Annotated in this window: 18 protein-coding genes; 8 read left to right on the top strand and 10 right to left on the bottom strand. The window is 59.7% G+C overall.

The window, feature by feature from the left end; genetic code table 11:
- The first annotated feature begins 125 nt into the window (after positions 1-125).
- Positions 126-575: an EVE domain-containing protein gene (locus tag ICA16_RS11525; protein WP_150616813.1), complete on the top strand. Its 450-nt coding sequence runs from the start codon at positions 126-128 to the stop codon at positions 573-575.
- A gap of 102 nt (positions 576-677) precedes the next feature.
- Here the strand turns inward: ICA16_RS11525 and ICA16_RS11530 are convergent, their stop codons facing one another.
- Positions 678-1,085 carry a flagellar basal body-associated protein FliL gene (locus ICA16_RS11530; protein WP_191626493.1) on the bottom strand — a complete coding sequence of 136 codons (408 nt, stop codon included), beginning with the start codon at positions 1,083-1,085 and terminating at the stop codon, positions 678-680.
- A 150-nt stretch (positions 1,086-1,235) separates the two neighbouring features.
- On the opposite strand from ICA16_RS11530, the gene ICA16_RS11535 reads away from it, so the two are divergent.
- Entirely contained in the window at positions 1,236-2,213 is a 978-nt protein-coding gene (locus tag ICA16_RS11535; protein WP_210700648.1) for an NADPH:quinone oxidoreductase family protein, read from the top strand.
- A 200-nt stretch (positions 2,214-2,413) separates the two neighbouring features.
- A complete protein-coding gene (gene glpT / locus ICA16_RS11540) occupies positions 2,414-3,763 on the top strand; it encodes a glycerol-3-phosphate transporter (protein WP_150616815.1) in 1,350 nt (449 codons plus the stop codon).
- Here the strand turns inward: glpT and ICA16_RS11545 are convergent.
- From ICA16_RS11545 to ICA16_RS11575, 7 genes are all read right to left on the bottom strand, one after another.
- Positions 3,739-4,407 carry a gamma-glutamylcyclotransferase gene (locus ICA16_RS11545; protein ID WP_042561674.1) on the bottom strand — a complete coding sequence of 223 codons (669 nt, stop codon included), beginning with the start codon at positions 4,405-4,407 and terminating at the stop codon, positions 3,739-3,741. The two genes, glpT and ICA16_RS11545, sit on opposite strands and share 25 nt — an antisense overlap.
- A 196-nt stretch (positions 4,408-4,603) precedes the next feature.
- Positions 4,604-5,572, bottom strand: a complete 969-nt coding sequence (locus tag ICA16_RS11550) for a CDP-6-deoxy-delta-3,4-glucoseen reductase (protein WP_150604767.1) — start codon at positions 5,570-5,572, stop codon at positions 4,604-4,606.
- Positions 5,572-7,038 (bottom strand): 4-hydroxy-3-polyprenylbenzoate decarboxylase, encoded by a 1,467-nt coding sequence (ubiD, locus tag ICA16_RS11555; protein WP_150604768.1) that lies wholly within the window; start codon positions 7,036-7,038, stop codon positions 5,572-5,574. The genes ICA16_RS11550 and ubiD overlap by 1 nt, the downstream gene beginning before the upstream one ends.
- An 80-nt stretch (positions 7,039-7,118) precedes the next feature.
- On the bottom strand, positions 7,119-9,080 hold the full coding sequence (locus ICA16_RS11560; RefSeq protein ID WP_210700649.1) for an acyltransferase family protein: 1,962 nt from the start codon (positions 9,078-9,080) through the stop codon (positions 7,119-7,121).
- A 138-nt stretch (positions 9,081-9,218) separates the two neighbouring features.
- Entirely contained in the window at positions 9,219-10,478 is a 1,260-nt protein-coding gene (rho, locus tag ICA16_RS11565; RefSeq protein ID WP_150604770.1) for a transcription termination factor Rho, read from the bottom strand.
- A gap of 249 nt (positions 10,479-10,727) precedes the next feature.
- The gene (trxA, locus tag ICA16_RS11570; protein WP_003206727.1) at positions 10,728-11,057 is read right to left on the bottom strand and encodes a thioredoxin TrxA; all 330 of its coding nucleotides are present in this window, start codon (positions 11,055-11,057) and stop codon (positions 10,728-10,730) included.
- 120 nt (positions 11,058-11,177) lie between these two features.
- Positions 11,178-11,885, bottom strand: a complete 708-nt coding sequence (locus tag ICA16_RS11575) for a FadR/GntR family transcriptional regulator (RefSeq protein ID WP_150604771.1) — start codon at positions 11,883-11,885, stop codon at positions 11,178-11,180.
- A 255-nt stretch (positions 11,886-12,140) separates the two neighbouring features.
- On the opposite strand from ICA16_RS11575, the gene ICA16_RS11580 reads away from it, so the two are divergent.
- The 5 genes from ICA16_RS11580 to ppx all read left to right on the top strand — a co-directional run bounded on the left by ICA16_RS11580 (position 12,141) and on the right by ppx (position 16,727).
- Entirely contained in the window at positions 12,141-12,926 is a 786-nt protein-coding gene (locus tag ICA16_RS11580) for a transporter substrate-binding domain-containing protein (protein ID WP_210700650.1), read from the top strand.
- A gap of 21 nt (positions 12,927-12,947) precedes the next feature.
- The gene (locus tag ICA16_RS11585) at positions 12,948-13,616 is read left to right on the top strand and encodes an amino acid ABC transporter permease (RefSeq protein ID WP_047304094.1); all 669 of its coding nucleotides are present in this window, start codon (positions 12,948-12,950) and stop codon (positions 13,614-13,616) included.
- Positions 13,613-14,263, top strand: a complete 651-nt coding sequence (locus ICA16_RS11590; RefSeq protein WP_210553405.1) for an amino acid ABC transporter permease — start codon at positions 13,613-13,615, stop codon at positions 14,261-14,263. Before ICA16_RS11585 ends, ICA16_RS11590 begins: the two co-directional genes overlap by 4 nt.
- Entirely contained in the window at positions 14,250-14,987 is a 738-nt protein-coding gene (locus tag ICA16_RS11595; RefSeq protein WP_150604774.1) for an amino acid ABC transporter ATP-binding protein, read from the top strand. The genes ICA16_RS11590 and ICA16_RS11595 overlap by 14 nt, the downstream gene beginning before the upstream one ends.
- A 237-nt stretch (positions 14,988-15,224) precedes the next feature.
- Positions 15,225-16,727, top strand: coding sequence for an exopolyphosphatase (ppx, locus tag ICA16_RS11600; RefSeq protein WP_150616820.1), 1,503 nt, complete (start codon positions 15,225-15,227; stop codon positions 16,725-16,727).
- 163 nt (positions 16,728-16,890) lie between these two features.
- Here the strand turns inward: ppx and ppk1 are convergent, their stop codons facing one another.
- Both ppk1 and hemB read right to left on the bottom strand, forming a co-directional pair.
- Positions 16,891-19,116, bottom strand: coding sequence for a polyphosphate kinase 1 (gene ppk1, locus ICA16_RS11605; RefSeq protein WP_210700651.1), 2,226 nt, complete (start codon positions 19,114-19,116; stop codon positions 16,891-16,893).
- An 18-nt stretch (positions 19,117-19,134) separates the two neighbouring features.
- Positions 19,135-20,148: a porphobilinogen synthase gene (gene hemB / locus ICA16_RS11610; protein ID WP_210700652.1), complete on the bottom strand. Its 1,014-nt coding sequence runs from the start codon at positions 20,146-20,148 to the stop codon at positions 19,135-19,137.
- Between the last annotated feature and the right edge of the window lie 180 nt (positions 20,149-20,328).

Consider the following 20,328-nt stretch of genomic DNA (forward strand, 5'->3'; position numbering starts at 1 on the left):
AAGCGTTAAAGGCCGGCATTTTGCGACAACGAGAACCTGCGCGCAAACGCTGACGTCAACCGACTGTCGGTTTGTCATAAAATTGCCCGACAACTTGCCCAAAGAACGCTTCAGGAGCAAAAACCATGGCCTATTGGCTGATGAAATCCGAACCTGACGAACTCTCGATCAAAGGCCTGGAGAAACTTGGCAAAGCGCGCTGGGACGGAGTTCGCAACTATCAGGCGCGCAACTTCCTGCGCGCGATGGCGGTGGGGGATGAGTTCTTTTTCTACCATTCCAGTTGCCCGGAGCCGGGAATTGCCGGGATCGGAAAAATAATCGAGGCGGCGTATCCGGATCCGACGGCGCTGGACCCTGAAAGTCATTACTTCGATCCGAAGGCCACAGCAGAAAAAAACCCCTGGAGCGCAATCGATGTCGAGCACGTCGAAACGTTCGCGCGGGTGTTGAAGCTCGATTATCTGAAGCAGCAGACCGCGCTGGCCGAAATGCCGCTGGTGCAGAAAGGGTCGCGGCTGTCGGTGATGGCGGTGACGCCGGAGCAGTGGGCGGCGGTATTGGCGCTGCGGTAACGGCCACAAAAAAGATCGCAGCCTTCGCCAGCTCCTACAGGAAAGTGCATTCCAATGTAGGAGCTGCCGAAGGCTGCGATCTTTTGAGTTTCTAAATCTGTCTTACTGAATGATCAGGTTGTTGAACAACAGATCCTCAACCACCGGCTTGCCGGTCTCGTCATTCATTACTTGCTGCGTCTGTTTCAACGCTTCCTGACGCAACTTTTCCTTGCCCTCGATGCTGCCCATCGCCTCAGTCGTCTGCTGGGTGAACAGCGCCACCAGCTGATTGCGAATCAACGGTTCGTTGGCCTTGACCAGTTTGGTCGACTCTTCGCCGGTCACGCGCAGCGCCACATCGGCTTTAAACACCTTCAGTTTCGGCGTGCCATCGAGCCCGTAGTTGCCCACGAATGGCGGACTCAGGGTGATGTAATTGACCTTCGGCGCCTCGCCTTCTTTGGCTTCTTCGGCCAGCGCTGCCACAGGCAGAGACAGGGCCAGCAACAACATGATCCACGCTTTCACAATTCGCTCCTTATCCGGTTTGCGGCCTAGCATAACGACCCGCCGCGCAAGCACAAGCTTATGGCTGACTATCAGGGCCGGGCATGCTCGTTGACCCGTTGACTGACACACCTACACTTATCGGCCATCACTCCCAAAGGAATAGCCCTGATGAAAGCCGTGCTGTGCAAAGCCTTCGGCCCTGCCGAATCGCTGGTGCTGGAAGACGTCGCCAGTCCTGTCGCCAAGAAGAACGAAATCCTGCTGGACGTGCACGCCGCCGGGGTCAACTTCCCGGACACGCTGATCATCGAGGGCAAATACCAATTCAAGCCGCCCTTCCCGTTTTCGCCGGGCGGTGAAGCGGCGGGCGTAGTCAGCGCTGTCGGCGAAAAGGTCAGTCATCTGAAAGTCGGCGACCGGGTCATGGCCCTAACAGGCTGGGGCAGCTTCGCCGAGCAGGTCGCGGTGCCGGGTTACAACGTGCTGCCGATTCCGCCGTCGATGGACTTCAACATCGCCGCTGCATTCAGCATGACCTACGGCACCTCAATGCACGCCCTCAAGCAACGCGCCAACCTTCAGCCCGGCGAAACCCTGCTGGTGCTGGGTGCTTCCGGCGGTGTTGGCCTGGCAGCCGTGGAAATCGGTAAAGCCATGGGCGCGCGGGTCATCGCCGCGGCCAGCAGCGCGGAAAAACTCGCCGTGGCCAAGGCTGCCGGCGCCGATGAACTGATCAACTACAGCGAAACCAGCCTCAAGGAAGAAATCAAACGCCTCACCGACGGCCAGGGTGCCGACGTGATCTACGACCCGGTCGGCGGCGACCTCTTCGACCAAGCCATCCGCGCCATCGCCTGGAACGGCCGTTTGCTGGTCGTCGGTTTCGCCAGCGGACGCATTCCCGAACTGCCGGTCAACCTCGCCCTGCTCAAGGGTGCGGCGGTACTCGGCGTGTTCTGGGGCTCCTTCGCCCAGCGCCAACCGCAGGACAACGCGGCGAACTTCCAGCAACTGTTTGGCTGGTTTGCCGAGGGCAAGCTGAAACCGCTGGTGTCGCAGGTCTATCCGCTGAGCAATGCGGCGCAAGCGATCAATGATCTGGGGCAGCGCAAGGCTGTCGGAAAAGTCGTCGTGCAAGTTCGCTGAACAGCATCAAAGCCGGATTGCCCCCCGCGCAATCCGGCATCTCCTATACGACCGCCATTTATACCTGAGCGACATGTTCATAAAGGAACACTCGATCTCCAACATTTCCGCTGTTTGGTGGATGCGAACCGGTGCTATTTTCGGTAACGAAACTGTAACATTCGCATCCGCAGTCAAAACAAGAAATCTGGAGCTCTTGAATGTTTGCTTTCTTTCGTCCTGCCGCACATCAGGCTCCATTGCCTGAAGAAACAATAGACAGCACCTACCGACGCCTGCGTTGGCAGATCTTCGCTGGCATTTTCATTGGCTACGCGGGTTATTACCTGCTGCGCAAAAACTTCTCCCTGGCCATGCCGTATCTGATCGACGAGGGCTACAGCCGTGGCGATCTGGGTCTGGCGATGTCGGCCATCGCCATTGCCTATGGCCTGTCCAAGTTTCTCATGGGCCTGGTGTCCGACCGCTCCAACCCACGTTTCTTCTTGCCTTTCGGCCTGCTGGTATCGGCTGGGGTGATGTTCGTGTTCGGTTTCGCACCGTGGGCGACGTCCAGCGTGACCATGATGTTCATTCTGTTGTTCATCAACGGCTGGGCGCAGGGCATGGGCTGGCCGCCGAGCGGACGAACCATGGTGCACTGGTGGTCGCAGAAGGAACGCGGCGGCGTGGTCTCGGTGTGGAACGTGGCGCACAACGTCGGCGGCGGCCTGATCGGCCCGCTATTCCTGCTCGGCATGGGCCTGTTCAACGACTGGCACGCGGCGTTCTATGTGCCGGCGGCGGTGGCTCTGGCCGTGGCGGTTTTCGCCTTCATGACCATGCGCGACACCCCGCAATCGGTTGGCCTGCCGCCAATCGAGCAGTACAAGAACGACTACCCGGAAGGCTACGACGCCAGCCACGAAGACGAATTCAGCGCCAAGGAAATCTTCGTCAAATACGTGCTGCGCAACAAAATGCTCTGGTACATCGCCATGGCCAACGTCTTCGTCTACCTGCTGCGCTACGGCGTACTGGACTGGGCGCCGACCTACCTCAAGGAAGCCAAGGGTTTCACCGTGGATAAAACCTCGTGGGCCTACTTCTTCTACGAATGGGCGGGGATTCCAGGCACGCTGCTGTGCGGCTGGATGTCGGACAAGATCTTCCGTGGCAACCGTGGCCTGACCGGCATGGTGTTCATGGCATTGGTAACCGTCGCGACCCTGGTTTACTGGCTGAACCCGGCCGGCAACCCGACCGTGGACATGATCGCGCTGTTCTCCATCGGCTTCCTGATCTACGGCCCGGTGATGCTGATCGGCCTGCAGGCGCTGGAACTGGCGCCGAAGAAAGCCGCGGGTACCGCTGCGGGTTTCACCGGTCTGTTCGGTTATCTGGGTGGTTCGGTCGCGGCCAGTGCGGCGATGGGCTACACCGTCGACCACTTTGGCTGGGACGGCGGTTTTGTCCTGCTGGTGAGCGCGTGCCTGCTGGCGATGGCCTTCCTGGCCCCGACGCTATGGCACAAGCAAGTCGCCAGTCAGAGCCGCGAAGCGGTCGCTTGATCAACCTGTGATTTACAACGCTTGAGCCGCGCCTCCAGATTTCGGTCTGGCATGGCGTGGCTACGCAGGGCGTGGGCGGTCTGCTCGACATAATCGCGAGTGGTGCCGTAACGCCCGCAAGCGCTTGCGAACACCTGGCTCAGCACGTGATCCGGCAAGTTGCCGGCATAGCTGGGCAGGTGTCGCTCCAAAACAAATCCTAACGCCTGAACCTGACTGCCATCTTCGAGCCGGCAGTTGAGCCAGTGTGGCCGATAGGACGGGAACGGCATTTCGCGCTTCCACAGCGCATACAGCGCACTGTCCAGATCATCTTCGGGCAAGCGATAAGCAAATCCACTGCACGAACCGCCACGATCCAGACCGAACACCAGCCCCGGCATTTCCGGCGTGCCGCGATGTTCGTGGGACCACAGGTACAAGCCACGATGGTAGCCATGCACGCGACCGCGCATGCGCTGCGCCGAATTGCATTCCGGCCGCCAGATCAGCGAACCGTAAGCGAACAGCCACACCGGCCCGCCCTTGTGGCGCGCCATGGTCGATTGCATGGAAGCGAGAAGTTGTTCGTGCGTCAGCTGCGGCCCAAGATCGAGCCGCGGAGGGTAAGCCAGGTTCAGAAAAGCGTTTTCAATGGCACTCATGGCGAATAGCGTTCAGCTCCCCGCGGGTGAAGAATTACTTAATAGAACGCACCGCTGTAACAATAAGGCACATATGTTTTAAGGCAATTTAGGTGCCATGGCACACTTCTTAAAAGATTGCCTGATTGATATATAACCTAGCGGTATTTACCTATTTAGATAAATACCGCTAGGTTATATAGAGAGTTATAACGATCTAGCCACGCGGGGCATACGCGAACACATCTGCGCGCATTTGATGGGCGTCCATTCCGGCTTCGACCAGCGCGTCCAGCGTGCCGTAGACCATGGCCGGCGAGCCGCTGGCGTAGACGTGCAGTGGCTTCAGATCAGGAAAGTCTTCACAGACCGCCTCGTGCAGCATCCCGCAGCGGCCTTCCCAGCCACATTGGTCGCTGACGACTTTGTGCAGGAACAGATTGGGCAGCTTCAGCCATTCGTCCCAATGTTCGATCTCATAGAAATCTTCCGGACGGCGCACGCCCCAGTACAGATGCACCGGGTGTTTGAAGCCGTTGGCGCGGCAATGTTCGATCAGGCTGTGGATCTGGCCCATACCAGTGCCAGCGGCAACCAGCACCAGCGGCCCGTCCGGCAGCTCGGCGAGGTGAGTGTCACCGAATGGCAGTTCGACGCGCACCATCGCGTTGCGTTGCAGCTGTTCGATCAGGCTCAACGCACTGGCTTCGCGCGCCAGCACGTGGATTTCCAGGTCGCGCCCACCGTGCGGTGCCGAGGCCATGGAGAACGCTGACTTCTCGCCGCTCTCGCGCTCGATCATCAAATATTGCCCGGCGTGATAGCGCGGTGGCTTGCCGGCCGGCGCGCGCAGACGCACACGCCAGGTGTCGCCGCCGACGTCCCGGCATTCGATGACCTGACACGAAAGGCTGCGCACAGGCAGTTCTCCCAGCGCGAGCACGCCATCCCACAGCACGATGCAGTCTTCCAGCGGCTCGGCTATGCAAGTGTAGAACTCGCCGTGGTCGCGCACCGTGCCGGCCTGCTCAACCCGGCCTTCCACCAGCAACGCCGCACACACGTGGCAGTTGCCATTGCGGCAGCTTTGCGGGCAGTCGAAGCCCAGGCGCCGCGCACCATCGAGAATCCGCTCACCGGGCCGTATCTCAAGTACCGCTCCGGAGGGCTGCAGGGTTACACGCATCAATCTATTCCTAACTGATTCCAGATGGCATCGATCCGCTGGGTGACGGCGTCGTCCTTGACGATCACGCGGCCCCACTCGCGAGTGGTTTCGCCCGGCCACTTGTGTGTGGCATCGAGGCCCATTTTCGACCCCAGGCCGGAGACCGGCGAGGCGAAGTCGAGGTAGTCGATCGGCGTGTTATCGATCATCACCGTGTCGCGCTTGGGGTCCATGCGCGTGGTGATGGCCCAGATCACGTCGTTCCAATCGCGGGCGTTGATGTCGTCGTCACAGACAATAACGAACTTGGTGTACATGAACTGTCGCAAAAACGACCAGACACCCAGCATCACGCGCTTGGCGTGGCCCGGATACGACTTCTTCATGGTCACGATGGCCATACGGTACGAGCAGCCTTCCGGCGGCAGGTAGAAGTCGGTGATTTCCGGAAACTGCTTCTGCAGGATCGGCACGAACACTTCGTTCAGGGCCACGCCGAGAATCGCCGGCTCATCCGGCGGACGGCCGGTGTAAGTGCTGTGGTAGATCGGTTTGATCCGGTGGGTGATGCGCTCGACGGTGAACACCGGGAAGCTGTCCACTTCGTTGTAATAACCGGTGTGGTCGCCGTACGGGCCTTCATCGGCCATTTCGCCCGGATGAATCACGCCTTCGAGGATGATTTCGGCAGTGGCCGGCACTTGCAGGTCGTTGCCACGGCACTTGACCAGTTCGGTGCGGTTGCCGCGCAAGAGACCGGCGAAAGCGTACTCGGAGAGGCTGTCCGGCACTGGCGTCACGGCGCCGAGGATAGTCGCCGGATCGGCGCCAAGGGCCACGGATACCGGGAACGGCTGGCCTGGATGCTTCTCGCACCACTCGCGAAAATCCAGAGCGCCGCCACGGTGGCTGAGCCAGCGCATGATGACTTTGTTGCGGCCGATCACTTGCTGACGGTAGATACCGAGGTTCTGACGATCCTTGTTCGGGCCTTTGGTGACGGTCAGACCCCAGGTGATCAGCGGGCCGACGTCGCCGGGCCAGCAGGTCTGCACCGGCAGCATGGCGAGGTCAACGTCATCGCCTTCGATGACCACTTCCTGGCACACCGCGTCTTTGACGACTTTCGGTGCCATGGCAATGATCTTGCGGAAGATCGGCAGTTTCGACCACGCGTCTTTCAAGCCCTTCGGCGGTTCCGGCTCCTTGAGGAAAGCCAGCAGCTTGCCGATCTCGCGCAGTTCGCTGACCGACTCGGCGCCCATGCCCATGGCCACCCGCTCGGGGGTGCCGAACAGGTTGCCGAGCACCGGGATGTCGTAGCCCGTCGGCTTCTCGAACAGCAGCGCCGGGCCTTTGGCCCGCAGCGTGCGGTCGCACACCTCAGTCATCTCCAGCACCGGCGAGACGGGAATCTGGATGCGTTTCAACTCTCCGCGCTGCTCAAGCTGCTGCACGAAATCCCGAAGATCCTTGAATTTCATTGACGATGGCACCCTCAAAATAGGCGTACATCCTACCTGCTCTGACGGGCAAACAGCAGCCCGTCAGCGCCCGGCATCGCTCAATTGTGGCTCGTACCCAGCAGTAGCGGTGCAAACAACGGGCTCAGTCTGGCGCTGCCCACGTCCGAAAGATGATCCGCATCCTTGTACTGGGAGTGACCATCGACATCGATGGCACACAGCCCGTCCTTGCACATCAGCGGCGTCGGGTCGATGACATGCACGCCCGAATCGGCGGCGCTCATCGAGCTGAACAGTGACGTGAAAAACTGCTGACGAGCCAAGTGTTCCTGCAGCGGGCGACCGAGGCCCTCTGCCGAGCGGCCGATTCGCGCCAGACTGGTCAAGCGGTCGATGAAGCTCTTGTGTTGCAACGGCACTTCCTTGAACAACCAGACTTGCGCGCCTGCCTGGCGCAGCTCGGCCACTTGTGCCTTGATGCCGGCGGCCATGCGCTGCTCTGCCTGGCGCGGGTTGTCTTTGCGATCAAGCAGGAACTGCCTGTCGCCGTCGCCATCCTCGCGACCATAAACGTACAGGCTCCAGTTTGCTGCCAGCACCACGTCCTTGATCCCCAGACTGATGACGCGCTCCATGTTGCGCTTATTGAAGTCTTTGCACTGCTGGCGCAGCCTGTCTTCGATAATCGGCGGGCAACCCGTCAAGCTGTACAGCCACGCCGGCTGGACATTACGACCGGTGTTGCCTTCGATGGCCGGCAACAATGCGGCGGCGTGGCTGTCGCCCCAGAACAGTTTTGTGGCGCCACTCTCCGGATCTCCGCCCACCAGACAGGACTTGGTCAGCGCCTTGTCTGTGCTCAAGTGCATGCATTTCGACTGCCCGGCGTTCCACTCCCGGGATTGCGCGTACTCCAGCGCCTTGCCGCTCAGACGCTGGGGAACACCGTCTGCCGAGCGAATGGCCGAGCCGGTGATCGCCAGAACGGTGATCGATACCAGACCGCCGACCAACACCGAGTTACGGCTGGCGAAAATCCGCTTTTCCCGAAACGGCAGTTCGACATAGCGCAGGCTCAGCCATGCCAGGCCCAGCGCCAGGGCCATCCAGCCCAGCGCCTCCAGAGGCTGGATGCCGTCGATCGAGATCGCATTGGCATACACATAGACCGGCCAATGCCAGAGATAAAGCGAATAGGACAGCAGGCCGATCCACACCAGGGCTTGCAGACTCAACAGCCGGCTGGTCCACGTCGCGCCCTGCGCACCCGACCAGATCAGCGCCGTCGTGCCCAATACCGGGAGCAATGCTGCCCAGCCCGGGAACACCGTGGACCGGTCAAAGGTGAAAATCGCCACCAGTACCGCAGCCAATCCGGCCAGGCCGACAGACTGCCGAAGCCATGCGCTTGGGGCTTGCTTCGGCGCAGGCACCACCGCCAGCATGGCGCCGCAGAGCAATTCCCAAGCGCGGGTCGGCAGCGAGAAGAACGCGAATTCGGGCCTGCGCTCGATATAGACGATGTTCAGACCGAACGACACCAGCAGCACGGCGAACAGCATCCAGCGCCAGTGCCGGACATAGCGCATCAGCAACACCATCATCAGCGGGAAGAAGATGTAGTACTGCTCTTCCACCGCCAGCGACCAGGTATGCAGCAGCGGTTTGAGCTCCGACGCCGGCGCAAAGTAGCCGTCTTCACGCATGAACAGGATGTTGGAGATGAACAACGACTGGTAACGAATCGTGCGTCCCAGTTCGGAAAGGTCTTTTGCCGTCAGCAACAGCCAACCCAGCGCCAGCGTTACCACGACCACCACCGTCAAGGCGGGCAGGATGCGACGGGCTCGGCGGCCCCAAAAATCGAGGAAGCTGAAACGCTGCGCACTGATTTCACGGAACAGAATGGTGGTGATCAGGAAACCGGAAATGACGAAAAAGACGTCAACGCCGACAAAGCCGCCACTGAATGTATTGAAACCGAAATGAAACAACAGGACGGGAATGACCGCCAGTGCTCGTAATCCGTCGATATCACGGCGATTGCCAAACGTATGCATGAAAAACCTTTCTTCTTTTGGATACAAAGTCCCTGAAGGCGCGAAAGTTATCAGCAGCGTTCATTTCAATCCATACACAAATAATTTCGCGCAAAAAAAAACGCCCCTTTCGGGGCGTCCTTTTGAACAGCGCTGGTATTACTTGCGCTTCATCGACAAGAAGAACTCGTCGTTGGTCTTGGTCGTTTTCAGCTTGTCGATCAAGAACTCGATGGCTGCGACTTCGTCCATCGGATGCAGCAGCTTGCGCAGAATCCACATACGCTGCAGTTCGTCGTCGGCGGTCAGCAACTCTTCGCGGCGGGTGCCGGAACGGTTGATGTTGATCGCAGGGAACACACGCTTCTCGGCGATCTTGCGATCCAGAGGCAGTTCCATGTTGCCGGTACCCTTGAACTCTTCGTAGATCACTTCGTCCATCTTCGAGCCGGTTTCAACCAGCGCGGTGGCGATAATGGTCAGCGAGCCGCCCTCTTCGATGTTGCGCGCAGCACCGAAGAAACGCTTTGGCTTCTCGAGGGCGTGAGCATCGACACCACCGGTCAATACCTTGCCGGAGCTCGGGATCACGGTGTTGTAGGCACGGGCCAGACGGGTGATGGAGTCAAGCAGGATCACCACGTCTTTCTTGTGTTCGACCAGGCGCTTGGCCTTCTCGATCACCATTTCGGCAACCTGGACGTGACGGGTCGGCGGCTCGTCGAAGGTCGAGGCAACCACTTCGCCGCGCACGGTGCGCTGCATTTCGGTTACTTCTTCCGGACGTTCGTCGATCAGCAATACGATCAGGTGAACTTCAGGGTTGTTACGGGCGATGTTCGCTGCGATGTTTTGCAGCATGATCGTTTTACCGGCTTTGGGCGGTGCAACGATCAGACCGCGCTGGCCTTTGCCGATCGGAGCGCACAGGTCGATCACACGACCGGTCAAGTCTTCGGTGGAACCGTTGCCGGCTTCCATCTTCATGCGCACGGTCGGGAACAGCGGGGTCAGGTTCTCGAAGAGAATCTTGTTTTTCGCGTTCTCCGGGCGATCGAAGTTGATCGTGTCGACCTTGAGCAGAGCGAAATACCGCTCGCCTTCCTTCGGAGGGCGAATCTTGCCAACGATGGTGTCACCGGTGCGCAAGTTGAAGCGGCGGATCTGGCTCGGCGAGACATAGATATCGTCTGGGCCGGCGAGGTAGGAAGCGTCAGCGGAGCGCAGGAAGCCGAAGCCGTCCTGGAGAATCTCCAGCACGCCATCACCGGAGATTTCCTCGCCGCTTTTAGCGTGCTTTTTCAGCAGGGAGAAAATCACGTCCTGCTTGCGCGAACGGGCCATATTTTCTATGCCCATTTCTTCGGCCAGTTGGAGCAGGTCGGTAATCGGCTTTTGCTTGAGTTCAGTCAGATTCATATAGGAATGACGTAATCATTTATGGAGGGGGGGAAATTAAGCTTTTGGCTTAATGAGGCCGCGCCGCAGAGAAGGCGACAGGATCGCGTACTTATTCGAAAAGGAGTGCGTCGGCGACGGCTAGCAGGGGGCAATGGAGAAACCAGTGCGGGGCCGAATGTACCACCTGAGTTTCGGAGCGTCTAGCCCTGAATACGCAAAAAGCCCCGCTAATTGCGGGGCTTTTTTTCAGGCACTTTACTGCGACGCTTAGATGTTGGCGTCGAGGAAAGCAGCCAGTTGCGACTTCGACAGGGCGCCGACTTTAGTCGCTTCAACGTTGCCGTTCTTGAACAGCATCAGTGTCGGGATACCACGCACGCCGTGCTTGGCGGGGGTTTCCTGGTTCTCGTCGATGTTCAGTTTGGCAACGGTCAGCTTGCCTTTGTAAGTCTCGGCAATTTCGTCCAGAACCGGAGCGATCATTTTGCAAGGGCCGCACCATTCAGCCCAGTAGTCGACCAGTACAGCGCCTTCGGCCTTGAGTACGTCGGCTTCGAAGCTAGCGTCGCTAACGTGTTTGATAAGATCGCTGCTCATGGAATTCTCCAGGTTGTAAGCAAAAAAACGTGGCCCATCATATCCGCCCCGCTCCGGTTCAGGAAGCCGCAGATGATTGAGTCTTGCTATGGTGCCTCATGAGTTTGGGTATAGCTCAAGTCAGGCGCTGGCGGGAGCAATGAAGGCGATTCCGGTGCGCAGGGCGGCGTTGCGCACGTGCTCCTGCATGGCTTTTTGCGCTGCACCCGAGGCACGGCGGGCCAGCGCGCGAAGGATCTTGCGGTGTTCCTGCCAGGTTTCCATGGCGCGTTCGGCACGGATGAACGGTAGTTTCTGGCTCTCCAGAAAGATCTCGGCGCTGGCGGTAAGGATGCTCAGCATTGCCTGATTACCGCTGGCCAGCAGGATTCGTCGGTGAAATTCGAAATCCAGCTTCGCCGCGGCTTCGAAGTCGCCGCATCGCAATTGCTCGCGCATGGCGGCGACATTGTCTTCCAGTGCATCCAGATCAAATGTGCTCAACGTCACCGCCGCCAGCCCCGCCGCAAAGCCTTCAAGCGCATAGCGTAATTGAAAGATATCCAGCGGCGAGGCCTGCGCCGCGAATGGCCAGCTCCCGGCACTCTCCCCACGCGACAACTCCACCGGCGACTGCACGAACACACCCTTGCCGGGCTGAATGCTGACCAGACCCAGCGCACTCAACGATGACAGCGCCTCACGCAACGACGCCCGGCTGACGCCCAGTTGCAGCGCCAGATCACGTTGCGACGGCAAGGCATCGCCAGGTCCGAAGCCCTGTTCGGTGATCAGTTTGCGGATCGCTTGCAGCGCCACTTCGGGTACGGCGCGGGAGATCGAGTTCATGGTTTTCAGACGTGCCAGGCCAATGTGCGGCTAGTTGTAAAGCTATTCGCCGAGTCCGGCAAGTCGTGCTCCAGCGGGGTTCGGCAAACGTGGCCGATGCGCTATCGCAGTGCGAAAAACAACCTGACTGTTCAGACCAGTAAGACCGAGCAAACCCGCTGAAACTGCGGCGTGCCGGGACGAAAGCTGCGTATTGGCACGGCCCATGCTCTGTCCGATCGCAGAAAATACTTCCCGCCGATCCGGAGATTGTCCATGACCCTGCGTTACAGCGCCCTCCTCGCTTCCCTGTTTGCCGGCCTGATGTTGTGCCAGGCGCCCGCTCACGCCGACGGTCTCGACGACGTGGTCAAACGCGGCACGCTCAAAGTCGCCGTGCCGCAGGACTTCCCGCCGTTCGGCTCGGTCGGCCCGGACATGAAACCCCGCGGCCTGGACATCGACACGGCGAAACTGCTGGCCGATCAGCTCAAGGTCAAACTCGAACTCACCCCGGTCAACAGCACCAACCGCATCCCCTTTCTGACCACCGGCAAGGTTGATCTGGTGATATCCAGCCTGGGCAAGAACCCGGAACGCGAGAAAGTCATCGACTTCTCTCGTGCCTACGCACCGTTCTACCTCGCCGTGTTCGGCCCACCCGACGCAGCGATCACCAACCTCGACGACCTCAAGGGCAAAACCATCAGCGTCACCCGTGGCGCCATCGAAGACATCGAACTGAGCAAAGTCGCCCCTGAAGGCGTGACCATCAAGCGCTTCGAAGACAACAACTCGACCATCGCCGCCTACCTCGCAGGCCAGGTCGACCTGATCGCCAGCGGTAACGTGGTAATGGTCGCGATCAGCGAAAAGAACCCGAAACGCGTGCCGGCGCTGAAAGTGAAACTCAAGGACTCGCCGGTCTACGTTGGCGTGAACAAGAACGAAGCGGCGCTGTTGGCCAAGGTCAACGACATCCTCAACACCGCCAAGACTGACGGCGCGCTGGAAAAGAACTCGCAGACCTGGCTGAAAGAGCCGCTGCCGGCCGATCTCTGATCGACTGCGCGGGAGAACCTCATGGCTTATCAGTTCGATTTCATGCCGGTGGTGGAAAACACCGACCTGCTGCTGCGCGGCGCGCTGTTCACCCTTGAGCTGACGGCCATCGGCGCACTACTTGGGGTGAGCGTGGGCATTGTCGGGGCGCTGGTGCGGGCGTGGAACATCCGCCCGTTCTCGGCGATTTTCGGCGTCTATGTCGAGTTGATCCGCAACACGCCGTTTCTGGTGCAGTTGTTTTTCATCTTCTTCGGCCTGCCGTCCCTCGGTGTGCAAATTTCCGAATGGCAAGCAGCCGTGCTGGCGATGGTGATCAACCTCGGGGCGTATTCGACCGAGATCATCCGCGCCGGCATTCAGGCGATCCCGCGTGGGCAACTGGAAGCCGCAGCGGCACTGGCGATGACGCGCTTCGAAGCGTTCCGCCACGTGGTGCTGCTGCCGGCGCTGGGCAAGGTCTGGCCGGCCCTGAGCAGCCAGATCATCATCGTCATGCTCGGCTCGGCGGTGTGTTCGCAAATCGCCACCGAGGAGCTGAGCTTTGCCGCCAACTTCATTCAGTCGCGCAACTTCCGCGCATTTGAAACCTACGCGCTGACCACGCTGATCTATCTGTGCATGGCGCTGCTGATCCGCCAATTGCTCAATTGGCTCGGCCGTCGCTACATTTCCAGGAGCAGCCAATGAGCGACTTCACGTTCTGGGACATCCTGCGCAACCTGCTCACCGGTCTGCAATGGACGCTGGCATTGTCGCTGGTGGCATTTATTGGCGGCGGCATCGTCGGGCTGCTGATCCTGATCATGCGCATCTCGAAAAATACCTTTTCGAGCAGTTTTGCCCGCACCTGGATCGAGCTGTTCCAGGGCACACCGCTGTTGATGCAACTGTTTCTGGTGTTCTTCGGCGTGGCGCTGGCCGGGATCGAGATTTCGCCGTGGATGGCGGCAGCAGTGGCCCTGACCTTGTTCACCAGCGCCTATCTGGCGGAGATCTGGCGCGGTTGCGTCGAGGCGATCCCTAATGGCCAATGGGAAGCCTCATCGAGCCTGGCGCTCAATCCGCTGGAGCAATTGCGCTACGTGATCCTGCCGCAAGCGCTGCGCATTGCCGTGGCGCCGACCGTGGGTTTCTCGGTGCAAGTGGTCAAAGGCACCGCAGTGACCTCGATCATCGGCTTCACCGAACTGACCAAGACCGGCGGCATGCTCGCCAACGCCACGTTCGAACCGTTCATGGTCTACGGCCTCGTTGCCCTCGGCTATTTCCTGCTCTGCTACCCCTTGTCCCTCAGTGCGCGCTACCTGGAAAGGAGACTGCATGCCTCTGCTTAGAATTTCCGCCCTGCATAAATACTACGGCGATCACCACGTCCTCAAAGGCATCGACCTCAGCGTCGAGGAAGGCCAGGTGGTGGCGATCATCGGCCGCAGCGGCTCGGGCAAATCGACCTTGCTGCGTACACTTAACGGCCTGGAGTCGATCAATGACGGCGTGATTGAAGTCGATGGCGAATACCTCGACGCCGCCCGCGCCGACCTGCGCAGCTTGCGGCAGAAAGTCGGCATGGTGTTCCAGCAGTTCAACCTGTTCCCGCACCTGACCGTTGGCGAAAACGTGATGCTCGCGCCGCAAGTGGTGCAGAAAGTGCCGAAGGCCAAGGCTGTCGAGCTGGCACGCGAGATGCTGGAGCGCGTCGGTCTGGGCGAAAAATTTGATGCCTTCCCGGATCGGCTGTCCGGCGGGCAACAGCAACGCGTGGCGATTGCCAGGGCGTTGGCGATGTCGCCGAAAGTGCTGTTGTGTGACGAGATCACTTCGGCGCTGGACCCGGAGCTGGTCAACGAAGTGCTCGCCGTGGTTCGGCAACTGGCCAAAGAAGGCATGACGCTGATCATGGTCACCCACGAGATGCGCTTTGCCCGTGAGGTCGGCGACAAACTGGTGTTCATGCACCATGGCAAGGTGCATGAGGTCGGGGATCCGAAAGTGCTGTTCGCCAATCCGCAGACGGCGGAGCTGGCGAATTTCATTGGGACGGTTGAAGCGGTGGCCTGAAAAAGAGATGCAGGGGCTTTTAAGGCCTCATCGCGGGCAAGCCCGCTCCCACAGGGTTCTATGTAGGAACAGGATTGTGCATTCGACGCAAAAACCTGTGGGAGCGGGCTTGCCCGCGATTGACCGCGCAGCGGTCACCCGCACTCCCGTGTCAGATCAAGGGTTTGAACCGTGCGCGTTGGCGTCAGCCGTTGATCGTGGCACGATGTCGGGGTTATCGACCGAGACCCCCTGATCATGCCGCAATCCAAAGCCAAGAATCTGTCCCTGATCGCCGCAATCGACCTGGGCTCGAACAGCTTTCACATGGTCGTGGCCAAGGCCCAGAATGGCGAAATACGCATTCTCGAGCGCCTCGGCGAGAAAGTGCAGCTGGCCGCCGGCATCGACGATCAGCGCCAGCTCAACGAAGAATCGATGCAACGTGGCCTCGATTGCCTCAAGCGCTTTGCCCAACTGATCAACGGTATGCCGCTGGGCGCCGTGCGCATCGTCGGCACCAACGCCCTGCGTGAAGCGCGCAACCGTGGCGAATTCATCCGCCGCGCCGAAGAAATCCTCGGTCACCCGGTGGAAGTCATCTCCGGCCGTGAAGAGGCGCGCCTGATTTACCTGGGCGTGTCGCACACCCTCGCCGACACCCCGGGCAAGCGTCTGGTCGCCGACATTGGCGGCGGCAGTACCGAATTCATCATTGGCCAGCGCTTCGAGCCGTTGCTGCGCGAAAGCCTGCAAATGGGCTGCGTCAGCTTCACCCAGCGCTACTTCAAGGACGGCAAGATCACCCCGGCCCGTTACGCCCAGGCGTACACCGCGGCACGGCTGGAGATCATGAGCATCGAACACGCCCTGCACCGCCTGACCTGGGATGAAGCCATCGGCTCCTCGGGCACCATTCGCGCCATTGGCCTGGCGCTGAAGGCCGGCGGGCACGGCACCGGCGAAGTGAATGCCGAAGGTTTGGCCTGGCTCAAACGCCGACTGTTCAAGCTGGGCGATGTCGACAAAATCGATTTCGACGGCATCAAACCCGACCGTCGGGCGATTTTCCCGGCAGGTCTGGCAATTCTCGAAGCGATCTTCGACGCCCTCGAATTGCAACGCATGGATCACTGCGAAGGCGCGCTGCGTGAAGGCGTGCTTTACGACCTGCTCGGCCGTCATCATCACGAAGACGTGCGCGAACGCACCCTGACTTCGTTGATGGAGCGTTATCACGTCGATGTCGAACAAGCGGCGCGGGTCGAACGCAAAGCCCTGCACGCCTTCGATCAGGTTGCCGTGGACTGGCAGCTGGATGACGGCATCTGGCGCGAACTGCTGGGCTGGGCAGCGAAAGTGCACGAAGTCGGCCTCGACATCGCTCACTACCACTATCACAAGCACGGCGCCTATCTGATCGAACACTCTGATCTGGCCGGGTTCTCCCGCGAAGACCAGCAGATGCTAGCCCTTTTGGTGCGCGGCCATCGCCGCAATATCCCCAAGGACAAGTTTGCCGATTTTGGTCAGGACGGCGACAAGCTGATCCGCCTCTGCGTGCTGCTGCGCTTTGCGATCCTGTTTCACCACATCCGTGGCACGCAGACGATGCCGCAGGTGGTGCTGCATGCCAACGGCAATAACCTTGATGTGGAATTTCCGCAGGACTGGCTGGATGAGAATCAGCTGACTCAGGCGGATTTCGGCCTCGAAGCCGATTGGCTGACGCGGGTTGGCATCGTCCTCACCGTCCACTGACATACCGCAAATCCCCCCTGTAGGAGCTGCCGCAGGCTGCGATCTTTTGATCTTGTTTTTAAGATCAAAAGATCGCAGCCTCGTTTCACTCGACAGCTCCTACAGGGGATTTTGGCTACAAAAAAGGCGATCCCGTGGGATCGCCTTTTTATTTGGCTGAAAGTCAGCTGCTCACCGGCAAAATCGGGCTACCCAACCGCTCCAGCAACGTTGCCTGCGCACTGCGCGGGTTCTGGTTGCCGGTTGGTGTGTTGCGAATGTAGCGGCCATCCGACTGCAGGCTCCAGCTGTGGGTGTTGTCGGTCAGGTACAGCTCCAGCTCTTTCTTGACCCGGGTCAGCAGCTTCTTGCCCTCCACCGGGAAGCAAGTCTCGACGCGCTTGTCGAGGTTGCGCTCCATCCAGTCGGCGCTGGAGAGGAACATCTGCTCCTCGCCGCCATTGAGGAAGTAGAACACTCGGGTGTGTTCCAGGAAGCGACCGATGATCGAGCGCACGTGAATATTGTGCGAAACCCCGGTAATGCCCGGACGCAGGCAGCACATGCCACGCACCACCAGATCGATGCGCACACCGGACTGGCTGGCCTTGTACAGCGCGCGGATGATCTTCGGATCGGTCAGCGAGTTGAACTTGGCAATGATGTGCGCCGGTTTGCCTTCGAGGGCGAACTGGGTCTCGCGGGCAATCATGTCGAGCATGCCCTTTTTCAGGGTGAACGGCGCGTGCAGCAGCTTCTTCATGCGCAGCGTCTTGCCCATGCCGATCAACTGGCTGAACAGTTTGCCGACGTCTTCGCACAAGGCGTCGTCAGAGGTCAGCAAGCTGTAGTCGGTGTAGAGCTTGGCGTTGCCGGCGTGGTAGTTACCGGTACCCAAATGCGCGTAACGCACAATCTCGCCCTGCTCACGACGCAGGATCAACATCATTTTGGCGTGGGTCTTGAAGCCGACCACGCCATAGATCACCACCGCACCGGCCGTTTGCAGACGGCTGGCCAGTTGCAGGTTGGACTCTTCGTCGAAGCGTGCGCGCAGCTCGATGACCGCAGTCACTTCCTTGCCGTTACGCGCGGCGTCCACCAGCGCATCGACGATTTCCGAGTTGGCGCCGGAGCGGTACAGGGTCTGGCGCACGGCCAGAACGTGCGGATCTTTCGCCGCTTGGCGCAGCAGGTCGACCACCGGGGTGAACGACTCGAATGGGTGCAGCAGCAGGATGTCCTGCTTGCTGACCACACTGAAAATGTTCTCGCTGTTCTGCAGCAGTTTCGGGATCTGCGGGGTGAACGGCGTGTATTGCAGCTCCGGATGGCTGTCCAGACCGGTGATGCTGAACAGGCGCGTCAGGTTGACCGGGCCGTTGACCTGATACAGCTCGTTCTCGCTCAGGTTGAACTGCTTGAGCAGGTAATCCGAAAGCAGTTTCGGGCAGGTGTCGGCAACCTCAAGACGCACCGCATCACCGTAACGACGGGAGAACAGCTCGCCACGCAGCGCACGGGCCAAGTCTTCGACGTCTTCGGAATCGAGCGCCAGGTCAGCGTTTCGGGTCAGACGGAACTGGTAGCAGCCCTTGACCTTCATGCCCTGGAACAGGTCATCGGCGTGAGCGTGGATCATCGACGACAGGAACACATAGTTGTCGCCAGCGCCGCCAACTTCTTCCGGCACTTTGATAATCCGTGGCAGCAGACGCGGCGCCGGGATGATCGCCAGACCGGAATCGCGACCGAAGGCGTCGATGCCTTCCAGCTCGACGATGAAGTTCAGGCTCTTGTTCACCAGCAACGGGAACGGGTGCGTCGGGTCGAGGCCGATCGGGGTGATGATCGGCGCGATCTCGTCGCGGAAATAACGGCGCACCCAGGTCTTGATCTTGGTCGTCCAGTTACGGCGACGGATGAAACGGACCTGATGCTTTTCAAGCTCGGGCAAAAGAATGTCGTTGAGAATCGCGTATTGGCGATCGACATGGCCGTGCACCAATTCGCTGATACGGGCCAAGGCTTGATGCGGCTGCAAGCCATCGGCACCAGCCTGTTCGCGGGCAAAGGTGATTTGCTTCTTGAGACCGGCGACGCGAATTTCGAAGAATTCGTCGAGGTTGCTCGAGAAGATCAGCAGGAACTTCAGCCGCTCGAGCAACGGATAGGACTCGTCCAGCGCCTGTTCCAGCACGCGGATATTGAACTGCAATTGCGAGAGCTCACGGTGGATGTACAGGCTGCTGTCATCCAGGCCGGGAATGGCGATCGCCGGCACCGCCGCAGCGGTTTCGGTGACCGGCGCGGGTGGCGCTGGCTCCAGTTCCGGCGGGGTTTCGGTGATTTGTTCGACCACCGGCTGAGCTTCTTTTACGGCAACTTCAGTGAGTCCTTCGGTATTCATGGAATGTTCCTGGGAGGGCTATTTCTGCTCTCGTAACAATTGAGCGGCGCGGACAGCAAAGTAAGTCAGGATGCCATCAGCGCCGGCACGTTTAAAGGCGGTCAGTGATTCGAGAATCACCGCTTCGCTCAACCAGCCATTCTGGATCGCCGCCATGTGCATGGCGTATTCGCCACTGACCTGATAGACGAACGTCGGCACCTTGAAGGCATCTTTTACCCGGAAAAGAATGTCCAGGTATGGCATGCCTGGTTTGACCATGACCATGTCCGCGCCTTCAGACAAGTCCGCACCGACTTCGTGCAGCGCTTCGTCGCTGTTGGCCGGGTCCATCTGATAGGAGACCTTGTTCGCCTTGCCGAGGTTCGCGGCCGAACCCACGGCATCGCGGAACGGGCCGTAATAGGCGCTGGCGTACTTGGCCGAGTAGGCCATGATGCGTACGTTGACGTGGCCGGCAATTTCCAGCGCTTCACGAATCGCCTGGATGCGCCCGTCCATCATGTCCGATGGCGCAACAACCTGCGCGCCGGCTTCGGCATGGGACAGTGCTTGCCTGACCAGCGCATCGACAGTGATGTCGTTCTGCACATAGCCGTCTTCGTCGAGGATGCCGTCCTGACCGTGGGTGGTGAACGGATCGAGGGCGACGTCGGTGATTACGCCCAGCTCCGGGAAGCGCTCGCGCAGAGCGCGGGTTGCGCGCTGGGCAATGCCCTGCGGGTTCCAGGCTTGCGCAGCGTCGAGAGATTTCAGTTCCGGTGGCGTCACCGGGAACAGGGCCAACGCCGGAATCCCCAGCTCGACCCATTTGCCAGCTTCTTCAAGCAGCAGATCAATCGTCAGCCGCTCAACACCCGGCATCGACGCCACGGCTTCGCGGCGGTTTTCACCGTCGAGCACGAACACCGGCAGGATCAGATCATCGACCGTCAGCACATTTTCCCGCACCAGCCGACGCGAAAAATCATCACGACGGTTGCGACGCAGGCGGGTTGCAGGGAACAGACGATTGGCGGGGGTAAAGCTCACGGCGGACTCCTGAGCCCGCGCAAACGGGCGAGCGTGACAGTTATAGACGGCCATTATGACGAACAGATGACAGTTATGCGTACCCCGTGACATGTAGCCGCATTCCATTGTCTGTGTAGGAATTGTTCACGTCGAGACACATTTGGACACTTTCATGAATGTGTCCGAAGGGTTAGGCTG

The sequence above is a fragment of the Pseudomonas anatoliensis genome (assembly GCF_017976235.1).
GTDB lineage: Bacteria > Pseudomonadota > Gammaproteobacteria > Pseudomonadales > Pseudomonadaceae > Aquipseudomonas > Aquipseudomonas anatoliensis.

Coding starts and splice junctions, on each gene's coding strand:
- ICA16_RS11525 (WP_150616813.1), top strand. CDS start 126: ATGGCCTATTGGCTGATGAAATCCGAACCTGACGAACTCTCGATCAAA.
- ICA16_RS11535 (WP_210700648.1), top strand. CDS start 1,236: ATGAAAGCCGTGCTGTGCAAAGCCTTCGGCCCTGCCGAATCGCTGGTG.
- glpT (WP_150616815.1), top strand. CDS start 2,414: ATGTTTGCTTTCTTTCGTCCTGCCGCACATCAGGCTCCATTGCCTGAA.
- ICA16_RS11545 (WP_042561674.1), bottom strand. CDS start 4,407: ATGAGTGCCATTGAAAACGCTTTTCTGAACCTGGCTTACCCTCCGCGG.
- ICA16_RS11550 (WP_150604767.1), bottom strand. CDS start 5,572: ATGCGTGTAACCCTGCAGCCCTCCGGAGCGGTACTTGAGATACGGCCC.
- ubiD (WP_150604768.1), bottom strand. CDS start 7,038: ATGAAATTCAAGGATCTTCGGGATTTCGTGCAGCAGCTTGAGCAGCGC.
- ICA16_RS11560 (WP_210700649.1), bottom strand. CDS start 9,080: ATGCATACGTTTGGCAATCGCCGTGATATCGACGGATTACGAGCACTG.
- rho (WP_150604770.1), bottom strand. CDS start 10,478: ATGAATCTGACTGAACTCAAGCAAAAGCCGATTACCGACCTGCTCCAA.
- trxA (WP_003206727.1), bottom strand. CDS start 11,057: ATGAGCAGCGATCTTATCAAACACGTTAGCGACGCTAGCTTCGAAGCC.
- ICA16_RS11575 (WP_150604771.1), bottom strand. CDS start 11,885: ATGAACTCGATCTCCCGCGCCGTACCCGAAGTGGCGCTGCAAGCGATC.
- ICA16_RS11580 (WP_210700650.1), top strand. CDS start 12,141: ATGACCCTGCGTTACAGCGCCCTCCTCGCTTCCCTGTTTGCCGGCCTG.
- ICA16_RS11585 (WP_047304094.1), top strand. CDS start 12,948: ATGGCTTATCAGTTCGATTTCATGCCGGTGGTGGAAAACACCGACCTG.
- ICA16_RS11590 (WP_210553405.1), top strand. CDS start 13,613: ATGAGCGACTTCACGTTCTGGGACATCCTGCGCAACCTGCTCACCGGT.
- ICA16_RS11595 (WP_150604774.1), top strand. CDS start 14,250: ATGCCTCTGCTTAGAATTTCCGCCCTGCATAAATACTACGGCGATCAC.
- ppx (WP_150616820.1), top strand. CDS start 15,225: ATGCCGCAATCCAAAGCCAAGAATCTGTCCCTGATCGCCGCAATCGAC.
- ppk1 (WP_210700651.1), bottom strand. CDS start 19,116: ATGAATACCGAAGGACTCACTGAAGTTGCCGTAAAAGAAGCTCAGCCG.